We start from the raw sequence: 12385 nt of genomic DNA, 5'->3' as shown, positions 1-12385 counted from the left end.
CCTACTTGCAAATTCCGCGCTCGCTGGCCTCAACGAACGCAATAAAATGCTCGACCTGTTCGGTCGGCTCGAGATCGAGGCGGGCGCGCTGGACCGCCTGAGACGTGTCCAGGCTTGAACGGAAAAAGAGTTTATACAGCTTCTTGAGCTGTGCAAGGGTCTGCTCGGAAAATCCGGCCCGTTGCAGCCCGACGATGTTGAGCGAACGCGGCACTGCCGGCACCCCCTGGACGATTGTATAGGGGGTGACGTCCTTGCCCACTCCCGAGTGCGCCCCGAGCATCGCATAGGTTCCGATGCGGCAGAACTGGTGCACACCGCCGTAGGCCGCGATGATCGCGCGTTGCTCGACGGTCACGTGCCCGGCCAGCCCCGCGTAGTTGGTCATGATCACGCAATCGCCCACCTGGCAGTCGTGCCCAACGTGGGAGTAGGCCATCATGTAGACCTCGCTGCCCAGCCGGGTGGCCGCGCCCTCTTTACTGCCGCGGTGCACGGTGACGTACTCGCCGATCCAGGCCTTGGGCCCGATCTCGAGAAAAGTCGGCCAGCCGCCGTAGTCGATGGTCTGCGGATCGCCGCCAAGGCTCGCGCCGTGCTTAATCAGCGCGCCGGGCCCGATGGTGGTGTTCCCCTCGACCCGGACGTTGCTCACCAGTGTGCAGTCCTCGCCGATGGACGCTCCGGCGCAGATCACGCAGCCCGGGCCGACAACCACGCCCTTGCCAAGCTGCGCCGCGGAATCGACCACGGCCGTGGGATGAATTTTAATGCTCATGTTTCCTCGGCAAAGGCGGCCAGGTAGCGCGCCTGGGCAGCCAGTTGGTCCTCGACGTAGGCCTTGGCGTTAAAATTCCAGATCGGACCGCGCACGCGCAGGGTGCGCACGTCGAAGCGCAGCTCGTCGCCGGGCAGCACCGGCCGGCGGAACTTGACGCGATCGAGGCTCATCAGGTGGATCCCCAGCCGCCGCTCCTGTGCGGGCGTCGAGAGATAGGCCAGACAGGCCGCCACCTGCCCCATGGCCTCGATTACGATCACCCCGGGCAGTACCGGTCGTCCGGGAAAGTGTCCTTGTAAAAACAGCTCGTCGGTCTGCACCAGCTTGCGACCGCTGATCCGCTCGGGCACGTGGTAGCTGTCGATGACGTCGATCAACAGCATCGGCCCGCGATGCGGCAGCAGTAGCTCGATCTGCTCCCGGCCAAACGGGGCCGACGGAAGATCGTCGATGGTCATTCTTTCTCGATCAGCGCCAACCGGCGCTCGAGTTCGCGCACGCGCGATATCAGCTCGGGCAGCCGTTTCTGCGACACGGCGAAGCGCCGCCATAGATGGGCGTCGAACGCGGGCATCCCGGCGACCATCGCGCCGTCGGGCACATCTTTATGTACGCCCGACATTCCGGCCACGATCGCGCCCGCGCCGATGCGCACGTGGTCGCCGGTTCCCGAACGCGGCCCGAGGATCGCGCCGTCGCCGATCACGGTCGAGCCCGCAAGCGCTACGTAGGCCACCAGCAGCACGTTGCGCCCCACATCGCAGTTGTGACCCACGTGCACCATGTTATCGAACTTGCTCCCCTCGCCGATGCGGGTGAAGCCCAGAACCGCGCGGTCGACCGTGCAGTTGGCGCCCATCTCAACGTCGTCCTCGATGCGCACCGTGCCGTAGTGTGGCACTTTGACGTGGGTCCCGCCGACCTGTAAAAAGCCAAAGCCGTCGGCGCCGATCACGGTCCCGGCATGCAGCAAGCAACGCCTGCCGATCTCGCAGCCGTCGCCAAGGGTGACGTTGGGACGCAGTTCGCTGGCCTCGCCCACGACGCAGTCCTCGCCGATCACCACCCCGGGGTGCAGCCGGCAGCCTGCGGCAATGCGCGAACGCGCGCCGATGAACACCAAGGGATAGACCGTGCAATCGGGGTCAACGCTCGCCGTGTCGTGGATCTGCGCCTGATCGCTGATTCCGCCGTGCAGCGGCTCGCGATAGTGAAACTCGGTCGCGATCTGGATGAACGCCAACTGCGGCAGCGGATGTACGATCTGCGGAATATCGAGGTCCTCGACCGCCGCGTCGACGATCACCGCCGCCGGTCGCAGCTGTCTAACCTTTGCCAAGTAGCGTGGGGAGACCGCGAAGGTAATGTTGCCCGGACCGGCCTTCTCGGCCGCGGCCACGTCTTGGATCTCGACGTTGCCGTCGCCGCGCAGCTCTCCGCCGGTCAGTTCCGCCAAAGCGGCCAGGGTCTTGTGTTGGGCCACCATCGACCCTCCGTTCGCAGGACTACTTCTGGCCCGACCCGCGGGAGTTGATCCTGCGAACTACCTCGTCGGTCAGATCGTAGGCCGGGTCGGCGAAGAGGATGATCGAGCTCTCGGTGAACACATCCTCGACCTTGAGCAAAATAATCGCGTAGCCCTGTTCGCCGGCAACCTGCGCGGCGATGGTCTGGATGTCTTGGATAAAGCCCTTTAACGCGTTGATCTTCTGGCCCTCGAACTGCATCTGGGCCGTGGAGACGAACTGCTGGTACTCGTAGTATTTCTTCTCGAGCAGCCCGACCCTCTCTTGCAACGCCTGTTCGGACAGCGCTTCGCCGGTCTTGCGCAGATCGTCCTCCATCTTCATGATGTCGAGCTTCATCGTCTGCTCTTTAAGCTCGAGCTCGTCCTTTTTGGCTGCCAGATCGCGCATGATCTGCTTGCCGCGATCGGTCAGGTCGAGCACGCGCTGCATCTCGACGTAGCCGATCTTCATCTCGGCAGCCCGCGCCGCACTGGGACCGATCAACATCAGCGCCGCGGCGATCAGTCCCAAACAGGCCAGGTATTTCACTGCAGGGCGTAGCATAGCCCTCCCCCTTTCAAATCAGATCAGAAGAACGTTCCGATCCCGAATTCGAAGTTTTGTTTTTCCTCGCCCGGCTGCGGGTAGAGCGGGAAGCCCCACTCGAAGCGCAGCGGACCGATCGGGCTGAACCAGCGCACGCCGAAGCCCCAGGCCTGGCGCAGCTGGCCGTATTCGATCGGCTCCTCCTCAATGAAGGCGTTGCCGATATCGTAAAACAGCAGGCCTTTGATCCCCAGGCTGGGGACGATCGGGAACACCAGCTCGGCGTTGCCCTGGGCGTATTTATTGCCGCCGATGTTGCTCGTGACCTCGACCAGCTTGGTGGCCGGATCGTCGCTGCGCGAGGCGGTGACCGTCTTTTGCTCGGGACCCAGCGAGCGCGAGTAGAAGCCGCGCACCGAGTTGATGCCGCCGAGGAAGTAGCGCTGGCTGATCGGCAGCCGTCCGCCCTCCAGCGGCTGGCCGTAGCCCGCCTCGGCGTTGAACATCATCACGATCCCCCAACGCACAGGCACGTACCAGCGGGTCTGGCCGGTGTACTTGAGGAACTCGATCTCCGAGCCCAACGTCGGACCGGCGTATTCCATGCCCAGCTGGTTGCGCGAGCCGCGCGAGGGATCGTAGGGATTGTTCACCGTTTCGCGCTCGACGCTGAGCAGCAGCGAGCTGGTGCGCGTCACGCCCTTTTGCAGCATCAGAAACGCCGAGGCGTTGTTGGCGATTTTGGCGATCTCCACTTCCTCGAAGGCGTACCCCACGTAGCCGTTTACGTCCCAGCCCAGCGGGTGGCCGAAGCGCAGCGAGACCGACTTGTCCAGCCGGTCGAAGGTGTAGTAGTCGCGCTCGGAGTTGAGCAGCGTCAGGCGCATGATCCAGCGCGAGTCGAACAAATAGGGCTCGACGAATTTCAGGTCGATGTTGCGGCGGAACTTGCCCAGCTCGGCGGTCAGCGCGACCTTCAGGCCGTAGCCCAGCAGGTTCGAGTGGCTGACCTGGGCGTTGCCCACGAAGTTCTCCAGCGAGCTGAAGCCCACGCCGATCAGGAAGTTGCCGGCCATCTGCTCGGTGACGCTGATCACCAGGTTGACTCGATCCGGGCTCGAGCCGCGCTCGGTGACGATGTTGACTTCCTCGAAGTACCCCAGCCGCATCAGCCGCTGCTTGCTGGCGCGCACTGCCGGGCCGGAGAACAGATCGCCCTCGTTGATCCGCAGCTCGCGGCGGATCACCTTGTCGCGGGTCGAGTCGTTGCCCACGATCTTGACCCGCTCGACGTAGGCCAGCTGTCCCTTGCGGATCACGAACACCAGGTCGACCTTGCGCTGCTCTTCGTCGGCCTTGGTCTTGGGTTCGACGTCGGCAAAGGCAAAGCCGATGTCGGTATAGCGCGAAGTGAGCTGCTCGATGTCGCGAATCAGCACCGAGCGCGAGAAGACCTCGCCTGGCTTGCTGTGGACCATTTCCAGCAGGTCCTCGGCCTCGAACAGCAGGTCGCCGTCAACGTCGACCTTGCCGATGTTGTACTGCTCGCCCTCGTCGATGTTGACCGTGATGTACATCCAGCGCCGGTCGGGCGAGAGGCTGATCAGCGGCGGGTCGATCTGGACGTTGATGTAGCCGTTGTCCAGGTAGTAGGCGGTGAGCAGGCCGATGTCGTTTTCGAACATGTCCTCGCGGTAAATGCCGGTCGAAGTCGCCCACGAGAACAGGTCGTTCTCTTTGGACATGATCTGCTTGCGCAGCTCCTCGTCGTCAAACTCCGAGTTGCCGACGAAGTTGATCTTCTTGATCATCACCTTGCGGTACTCGGTAACCACCAGCACCACGCGCACGCGGTTGTTCTCCAGCGGCTCGATGCGGTACTCCACGTCGGCCATGAAGTAGCCCTCGTCCGAGTAGAGCTTCTCGATCTTGGCGATGTTCTCCTTGATCGAAGCCTCGTCGAGGATCGTGTTCGGCCGCAGGGTGACCACCTCGTTGAGCTTGTCGTCTTTGAGCTTGCGGTTTCCCTCGTAGACGAATTCCTTGACCGAGGGCTTCTCGACCACAACGTAGGTCACGACCACGCCGTTGTCGCGTTGCTCGACGTCGACCTGCACGTCGTAGAAAAATCCCATCTCCCAGATCGCCAGCAGGTCTTTATCCAGCGCCAAAATGTCGATCGGTTGCCCGACGCGGGTCAGCACGCGGTCGAGAACCGCATCGCTCTCGATCCGCTGGTTGCCCTCGACCTGTAGGGCGATCACGCTCTTTCCCTGGGCCGTCGCATTGGCGGCCGTAAGCAGGATGAGCACAAAGATAGTCAGGGCAAAAGTTTTTACGCGGGTCATGTCCTCGGAGCCTCGGGGAAACGCGGCAATGCCATCCCGCCTTCAAGCTGAACCACACGGTCCATGCGGGCGGCCAGGCGCTCATTGTGCGTGACTATAACAAAAGTAGTACCCAGGGAGCCATTGATTTGTCTGATAAGCTCGAACACCCGATCACCGGTGTCGCGATCGAGGTTGCCCGTGGGCTCGTCGGCGAGCACCATTGGCGGGTCGGTGACCAGTGCGCGCGCAATCGCCACGCGTTGCTGTTCACCGCCGGAAAGTGCGCCGGGCATGTGGCGCAGCCGATCGCGAAGCCCGACCTGCTCCAGAGCGCGGCTCGCGCGCTGGACTGCCTGCCGGTTGGTCACCCGTCGCATCAGCAGCGGCAGCGTCACGTTTTCCAGGGCGTTAAACTCGGGAATCAGATGGTGCATCTGGAACACGAAGCCGACGTTGGTGTTGCGAAAGCGCGCCATGCTGCGATCGTTGGCGTAGTTCACGGCACGGCCCTCAAATAGTACTTCGCCAGCGCTGGGACGTTCCAGCGCGCCCAGAATGTAGAGCAAGGTAGTCTTGCCCACGCCCGAGGCGCCGACGATTCCGAGCAGCTCGCCGGCCTTGATCTGCATCTGCAGTTCGCTGAGCACCGTCAGCTCGCCGCCGGGCGAGTTGAACGACTTGCGCAGATCGCGCACCTGGATCAGCGTACGCTCACTCATAGCGCAACACCCGCACCGGGTCGATCATCCCGGCGACCATCGCCACTAGGGCGCTGAAGAACATCGTGCTGCCCATGGCGATCAAGGCGATAATCACGTAGTTCGCCGGGCTGAAGGCCACGGGCACGTGGTCGATGTTGTAGACCTCGGGCGGCAGCGGAACCATGTGGTAGGTCTCCTGCATCCAGGTCAGCGATCCGCCCAGCAGACCGCCGAGCAGACTGCCCAGCAGTCCGATTATCAGGCCGTGGAAGAGCACGATGCGCATGATCGAGCCGCTGGTCGCGCCCATCACCTTGAGCATCGCCAGGCTCTGTCGGCGGTTGGTGACGTTCATATAAAGGATCGAGAGAATGTTCATCGCCGCGACGAACACGATCAACCCGACGATCAGGAACGATGCCAGACGCTCGAGCTTGAGCGCGGAGAACAGATTGCGGTTGATCTGCTCCCAGTCCTTGACGATGAAGTGCTCCGGCGCGTAGACCCCGCCCGTTGCGCCGTAGAGCGCCCCTGAGACCCGGTCGCGGTCGCGGAACGGCCCGTGCAGATAGTCCTGCACCTGTCCGGCGATTTGCGAAGCACGGAACAGGTCCTGATCGTTCAGCGTGCACTCGACGCCGGTAATCCGATCGCCCACGTCGAAGAATTTCTGCGCCTCGGGGATCGTGATGTAGGCCAGCTTGGCGTCGAACTCGAACATCTCGTACTCGAAGATCCCGACCACCTCGAAACGCTTGAGCCGCGGCATGGCGCCAAACGGCGTCTGCTCGCCCTGGGGCGAGATCACGTTGACGGTCTCGCCCTCGAACAGCACGCCCAGGTCGCGCGCGAGCTGAATGCCCAGGAGGATCCCAGGCAGTTGGTCCTCGTCGCGTTTGAGGTCGGCCAACCTGCCGCGCAACAGTACTCCGGCCCCGCCCTTGCTTCCGGATAGATCAAGGGTGTCGACCACCGTGGGCACGGTATCCGGGTCGATGCCGCGCAGCACCACGCCCGAGACGCCGGTCTCGGAGCTGATCATCACCTCGGAATAGACAAACGGACTGGCCTGCTCGATCCCCGGAAAGGCGCGCACCTGCTCGAGCACCTCGCGCCAACCCTCAAACACCGGCGGATCGAGCACCAGCAGATGGCTGTATGCGCCGAGGAACTTCTCGCGCATGTCGCGCGAAAGCCCCTCCTGCACCGAGGTCACCAAAATCAGCGTGCCCACGCCCACGGTCACGCCCAGCACGCAGATCACGGTGATCACGGCCAGCAGCAGCTGGTTCAGGCGCGGCATCAGCAACCGCAGTCCGACTTTGACCTCAAAGCGCATCGGCTTGGTCTACTCCCCTTTGACGTCGGGCCGCAGCAGCGGAAAAAGGATCACGTCGCGAATGCTGGCGCGATCGGTGAGCAGTTGCACCAGGCGATCGATGCCGATCCCCTCGCCTGCCGCCGGCGGCATGGCGTACTCCAGGGCGCGGATGTAGTCCTCGTCGTAGGGCTGGGCCTCGTCGTCGCCCGCGGCGCGCGCCTCGACCTGGGCGGCGAAGCGCTGGGCCTGGTCCACCGGGTCGTTGAGTTCGGAAAAGGCGTTGCCGATTTCGCGGCCGCCGATGAAGAACTCGAAGCGGTCGGTCAGCTCGGGACGCTCGTCCGCACGGCGGGCCAACGGACTAACCTCGACCGGGTAGCCGTGAATGAACGTCGGCTGGATCAGCTTATGCTCCACACGCTTCTCAAAAATCTCAAGCAGCAGCTTGCCCGAGCCCCAATCCTCGTCCACCGAGATCTGATGCTGATCGCAAAAATCGACGAGCGCAGCGCGGTCGTCCACAGACTCGGCTGGCAGCCCGCCGAGCTGCACTGCGGCCTGTTCGAGGGTCAGCCGCTGCCACGGCGGCGCCAGCTCGATCTCCTGGTCCTGGAAGGTGATCAGCGTACGCCCCAGCACGCCCTGCGCCACCTCGGCAAACAGTTGCTCGGTGAGCTCCATCAGCTCGGTGTACGTGGCGTAAGCCAGGTAGAACTCGAGCATCGTGAACTCGGGGTTGTGCTGAGTCGATATCCCCTCGTTACGGAAGTTGCGGTTAATCTCGTAGACCCGCTCCAGGTTGCCCACCAGCAGTCGCTTGAGATACAGCTCCGGCGCCACGCGCAGGTACAGCTCCATGTCCAGGGCGTTGTGGTGGGTCACAAACGGCCGCGCGGCCGCGCCGCCGGGAATCGGCTGCATCATCGGGGTCTCGACCTCGATGAAGTCGCGCGAGTCCAGGAACCCGCGAATCGCGGTCACGGTACGGCTGCGAATGCGGAAGGTCTCGCGGCTATCGCTGTTGGTCGCCAGGTCGAGGTAGCGCTGCCTGGTGCGCGCCTCGATGTCGCTCAGCCCGTGCCACTTCTCGGGCCAGGGCCGCAGGCATTTGCTCAGCAGACGCAGTTGCGAGACGTTGAGACTCAGCTCGCCGCGGCGCGTGAGGAACGCCGTGCCACCGGCGCCGACGATGTCGCCGCAGTCCAGCCGCTTGGCCAGCTCGAGCAGCTCGTCGCCCGCGGACTTGCGGTTGACGTACAGTTGCAGCCGACCGCTACGGTCCAGCAGGTCGAGAAACACGGTGTTGCCGTGATCGCGCAGGGCCGTGATCCTGCCCGCGAGGCTAAAGCCGCGATCATCGGCCGCGAGCTGTTCGAGGGTCTGACCGTCGCAGATCTCGTGCAGACCGACGGTGGTGATCGTCGGCTTAAAGTCGTTGGGATAGGCCGGATTGCCGGCCTGCTCGTGCGCACGCAGCTTTTCGCGGCGCACCGCGATCAGCTGGTGTTCGTCCTGCTGTTGCGGCGCGTCCTGCTCCGCGTCGGGTCGCTTGCGATCGTCGCTCACTTTGCCTTCTCCGTTGTCTGTGCTCCGCCGACCATCTTCAGATACGACTCGATGAACTGGTCGATGTTGCCGTCGAGCACATCGTCGACGTTGCCCTTCTCAAAGCTGGTGCGGTGATCCTTGACCATCCGGTAGGGCTGCAGCACGTAGGAGCGGATCTGCGAGCCCCAGGCGATTTCCTTCTTTGCGGCGTGCATCAGCGCCATCTTGGCCTCGGCCTCCTCCTCTTTGACCCGCAGCAGCCGCGCCTTGAGCACCTTGAGCGCCAGCGCCTTGTTCTTGTGCTGGCTGCGCTCGTTCTGGCACTGGACTACGATGTTGGTCGGCAGATGCGTGATGCGCACCGCGGAGGAGGTCTTGTTCACATGCTGGCCGCCCGCGCCGGAGGCACGGTAGGTGTCGATGCGCAGTTCCTTCTCGTCGATCTCCACCGAGAGGTCGGCCTCGACGTCGGGATAGGCAAAGATCGAGGCAAAGCTGGTGTGCCGCCGCGACTGAGCGTCGAAGGGGCTGATGCGCACCAGTCGGTGGATGCCGACCTCGGCTTTGAGCATGCCGTAGATGTTCTTGCCCTCCACGCCCAACGTGGCGCTCTTGAGCCCGGCCTCTTCGCCGGGCATCGAATCGATCAGCTCGACCTTGTGGCCCCGGCGCTCGCACCAGCGGGTGTACATCCGCGTGAGCATCTCGGCCCAGTCGCAGGCCTCGGTGCCGCCGGCGCCGGAGTGGATCTGCAAAATCGCGTTCGCCGAGTCGTGCTCGCCGGAGAACATCCGCTCCAAATCCAGCTGGTCGAACTTGCGCAACGCTTGGTCGATCTTATCGCCGGCCTCGGATGCGGTCTGCTCGTCGTCAGCCTCCTGCGCCATTTCCAACAATACCCCGGCGTCCTGGATCTCGAGGGCGATTCCGTTCAACAGCGTGATCGACGATTCGGCGTTGGACTTTTCCTGGGCCAGCTGCTGTGAGTTCTCGCGCTCGTCCCAAAAGCCGGGCTGGGACATCTTCTGCTCTATTTCGGTAACCCGCTTGATAAGCACAGGCAGGTCAAAGATACCTCCGATGTTCGTCGAGCCGTTCGCGGGCCTTGCCGATCTTGGCTCTGATCTCAGGATTCATTATCTCTCTCCTTATGCGCGGCGGCGCGCGATCATCCGTCCCAGGGCCAACGCGGGCAGCACTTGGAACGCGAACAGCCCCAGGGCGAACGGCACGCCCCAGCCGACCCAGCCGAAAAACGGCCAGATCAGACCCAGGGCGATGAACGCCGCAAAGCTGCGCTTGCGTCCACGCTGGATCAGCCTGGCGCGCTGGACCAGCCACAGGCCCACGCCAATCACCAACAGCCCTGCACTGTGATCCTGGGCAGAGTATAGCCACAGACCGGCTCCTGCCAAGGCCAGAGTACCGAGCAATCCCCAAATTCCCCAACCGCGAGCCGCTAAAATCGCGATCGCCAGCAGCGCCGCCAGCGAGCACAGCGCCGGGATCAGCAGGCCGATGCGCTGAAACAGCGTCTGGATCCGCAGTCGGCCGATGGTGCCGACGAACTGCGCGTCCACCCGATAGTCGGTCGCGTTGCTGATTCGACCCAGGGGGTCGATCAGCGCCGAAATGCCGGTGTTGGCCGCGCGGACGATCCAGCGTCGGTTCTCAATGGCGCGCATAGCGGTCATCCGCAGGTGCTGCGGCGGGGCCGAGGTGTCGCCGAACCAGACGTCGTTGGTGATGTTGACGAAGTAGTCGATACCCATCCGCGCCAGGCGCAGGCCGTGACCGGGGTAGATCGCCTCGTAACAAATAATTACACCCAGCGGTCCGGGCGCGGGCTTGATCACGTTGTACTTGCCCGAGGGGCTGAAGCCCAGGGTGCGGCCGGCCTGTTCGGGCGCCACCACCCGCAGCCAGGGCTTGAGCGGCACGAACTCGCCAAAGGGGACCATGTGATTCTTGTCGTACGAGCCCAGCACCTGGCCTTGGGCCGAATAAAGGTAGGCGCTGTTGTAGTTGACCCGCGTCTCGCGCGTGGGCACGTATTTACTGGGCATGCCCAGCAGCATCGGCACACCGACTTCCTTGACCAGCTCGACCACGAACGGCCGCGGCCGCTTGCGCCGATTCTGATACCCGGGCACCGAGGTCTCGGGCCAGACGATCAGATCCGGCTGCAACACTGCGGCCTGCATGCTCAGCGCACGGTACTTGTCGAGGATCTGATTGCGATCCCCTGCGCGCTTCTCGAACTGATCGATGTTCCCCTGCACCACTCCCACCCTCAGCTCGGTCTGCCCGTCGATTGCCCGTTGAATCTGCGGCACGCGCCACAGGCCGTAGGCATAGAGCGCCACGACCGTCAGCACGGCCACTATCACTGCGACAGCTGGAAAGCTGCGGCGGTTCCGTGCGATCCAAAACGCCACCTGCGCCAGGCAGGCGTTGATCAGCACCAAACACAGGCTCAGGCCGTAGACCGAGATCACGTCGGCCAGCTGGCAGGCGTAAAGGTCGGGCCACAGGCCGTAGCCGTAGAGCGTCCAGGGAAATCCGCCGAGAAAGCGCGAGATCAGCAGTTCGTAGGCGGTCCAAATGATGGGCGCGGCCACGACCAGCGGCACGCGTAGCTCGTTGACGATCCGTCCCAGCAAATACCACGGCAGTGCAAACAGCACGCCCATGGCCGCGAGCAGCAAGGCAAAGACCAGCAGAGCCACGATCAAGGGGAACTCGCCGTAGTAGTTGATCGTGTAAACCAGCCAGTAGCAGCAGCAACCCTTGTTGATTACGTTGAAGACAAATCCCAGCCAAAACGCCTGCTTACGACCGGCTCCCGGAATAGCCGCCAGGGCCGGGATCAGCGCGAACCACGCCAGGTGATACAGCTCGAGGCGCGGAAATACCGCTGCCGCCGCCAGGGCGGAAATCGCGGTCAATAGGTAGCGCCAGAGCGGTTTCATCGCTGCATCACTTCTTTGTTAATCTACAAACCGGTTTAAAAATCGGCGGATTATACTCGATCGATTGATCCGTGGAAAGGCCGGCGGCTTACCAGCGGCCATCAGCCGCGGCGGCTTCGAGCCGCAGCAATGCACGCGAGCAACCATGGTCGTAATCCAACGAGCCTCTCCGCGCCCGGCTTTGAGCCGGGGGCAAGGCTCGCGCAGTCCGCTGGTCCTAATGCCACGCCCCGCCCCGCGTAGAAAGATGGGGGTGGAGAATAATGTTGGATAACATTATTAGGTGGGCGCGAGCAGGGCATTGTCTCAAAATTTATTAATATCGGAGTGCATGCCCCCTTTGACAGTATCCGCGACCCTCAACAGTCAGTAGGTCAGCCTTACAGGGTTCTCGACGCACGTTTTCTTCGACATGCACGTGGAAAAGCACGCCGCTCAGTCCACCTCAAAATTAATTTCGAACACCCCGCGAACTGGGGAGGAGAGGCGGCGGCGCAGCATGGAACATGCTGCGCCGCATTCCCACCCCACCCTGCTCGCCGAGGATCAGCACTAAGCCGGAAGCGCGATTGCTCGCTCAGCGCGGTCTCATCCGTGGGTCGGCTGATACGCGCAGTTTGCGGTGCCAGGTGCCACGCCACGTTCTATGGTCGACAATCGTGCGGAACATCTTCTCTC

Annotated in this window: 10 protein-coding genes; all 10 read right to left on the bottom strand. The window is 63.1% G+C overall.

Going from position 1 to position 12385, the window contains the following annotated elements; genetic code table 11:
- Position 1 precedes the first annotated feature (1 nt).
- The 10 genes from lpxA to lnt all read right to left on the bottom strand — a co-directional run bounded on the left by lpxA (position 2) and on the right by lnt (position 11707).
- Positions 2-778, bottom strand: coding sequence for an acyl-ACP--UDP-N-acetylglucosamine O-acyltransferase (gene lpxA / locus P9M14_10840; GenBank protein ID MDP8256235.1), 777 nt, complete (start codon positions 776-778; stop codon positions 2-4).
- Positions 775-1239 carry a 3-hydroxyacyl-ACP dehydratase FabZ gene (gene fabZ / locus P9M14_10835; GenBank protein ID MDP8256234.1) on the bottom strand — a complete coding sequence of 155 codons (465 nt, stop codon included), beginning with the start codon at positions 1237-1239 and terminating at the stop codon, positions 775-777. The genes lpxA and fabZ overlap by 4 nt, the downstream gene beginning before the upstream one ends.
- A complete protein-coding gene (gene lpxD, locus P9M14_10830; GenBank protein ID MDP8256233.1) occupies positions 1236-2264 on the bottom strand; it encodes a UDP-3-O-(3-hydroxymyristoyl)glucosamine N-acyltransferase in 1029 nt (342 codons plus the stop codon). The genes fabZ and lpxD overlap by 4 nt, the downstream gene beginning before the upstream one ends.
- A 22-nt stretch (positions 2265-2286) precedes the next feature.
- On the bottom strand, positions 2287-2853 hold the full coding sequence (locus P9M14_10825; GenBank protein MDP8256232.1) for an OmpH family outer membrane protein: 567 nt from the start codon (positions 2851-2853) through the stop codon (positions 2287-2289).
- 23 nt (positions 2854-2876) lie between these two features.
- A complete protein-coding gene (gene bamA, locus P9M14_10820) occupies positions 2877-5183 on the bottom strand; it encodes an outer membrane protein assembly factor BamA (protein MDP8256231.1) in 2307 nt (768 codons plus the stop codon).
- On the bottom strand, positions 5180-5884 hold the full coding sequence (locus P9M14_10815; GenBank protein MDP8256230.1) for an ABC transporter ATP-binding protein: 705 nt from the start codon (positions 5882-5884) through the stop codon (positions 5180-5182). Before P9M14_10815 ends, bamA begins: the two co-directional genes overlap by 4 nt.
- A complete protein-coding gene (locus tag P9M14_10810) occupies positions 5877-7205 on the bottom strand; it encodes an ABC transporter permease (GenBank protein ID MDP8256229.1) in 1329 nt (442 codons plus the stop codon). Before P9M14_10810 ends, P9M14_10815 begins: the two co-directional genes overlap by 8 nt.
- A gap of 9 nt (positions 7206-7214) precedes the next feature.
- Entirely contained in the window at positions 7215-8753 is a 1539-nt protein-coding gene (lysS, locus tag P9M14_10805; protein ID MDP8256228.1) for a lysine--tRNA ligase, read from the bottom strand.
- On the bottom strand, positions 8750-9808 hold the full coding sequence (prfB, locus tag P9M14_10800; protein MDP8256227.1) for a peptide chain release factor 2: 1059 nt from the start codon (positions 9806-9808) through the stop codon (positions 8750-8752). The genes lysS and prfB overlap by 4 nt, the downstream gene beginning before the upstream one ends.
- A 75-nt stretch (positions 9809-9883) precedes the next feature.
- Positions 9884-11707 (bottom strand): apolipoprotein N-acyltransferase, encoded by a 1824-nt coding sequence (lnt, locus tag P9M14_10795; GenBank protein MDP8256226.1) that lies wholly within the window; start codon positions 11705-11707, stop codon positions 9884-9886.
- Between the last annotated feature and the right edge of the window lie 678 nt (positions 11708-12385).

Source organism: Candidatus Alcyoniella australis, assembly GCA_030765605.1.
In the GTDB taxonomy this organism is placed as follows: Bacteria; Lernaellota; Lernaellaia; order JAVCCG01; family Alcyoniellaceae; genus Alcyoniella; species Alcyoniella australis.
The sequence above is the reverse complement of the archived record's forward strand: the minus strand, read 5'-3'. Positions and strand labels throughout refer to the sequence as shown.

Coding starts and splice junctions, on each gene's coding strand:
- lpxA (MDP8256235.1), bottom strand. CDS start 778: ATGAGCATTAAAATTCATCCCACGGCCGTGGTCGATTCCGCGGCGCAG.
- fabZ (MDP8256234.1), bottom strand. CDS start 1,239: ATGACCATCGACGATCTTCCGTCGGCCCCGTTTGGCCGGGAGCAGATC.
- P9M14_10825 (MDP8256232.1), bottom strand. CDS start 2,853: ATGCTACGCCCTGCAGTGAAATACCTGGCCTGTTTGGGACTGATCGCC.
- bamA (MDP8256231.1), bottom strand. CDS start 5,183: ATGACCCGCGTAAAAACTTTTGCCCTGACTATCTTTGTGCTCATCCTG.
- P9M14_10815 (MDP8256230.1), bottom strand. CDS start 5,884: ATGAGTGAGCGTACGCTGATCCAGGTGCGCGATCTGCGCAAGTCGTTC.
- P9M14_10810 (MDP8256229.1), bottom strand. CDS start 7,205: ATGCGCTTTGAGGTCAAAGTCGGACTGCGGTTGCTGATGCCGCGCCTG.
- lnt (MDP8256226.1), bottom strand. CDS start 11,707: ATGAAACCGCTCTGGCGCTACCTATTGACCGCGATTTCCGCCCTGGCG.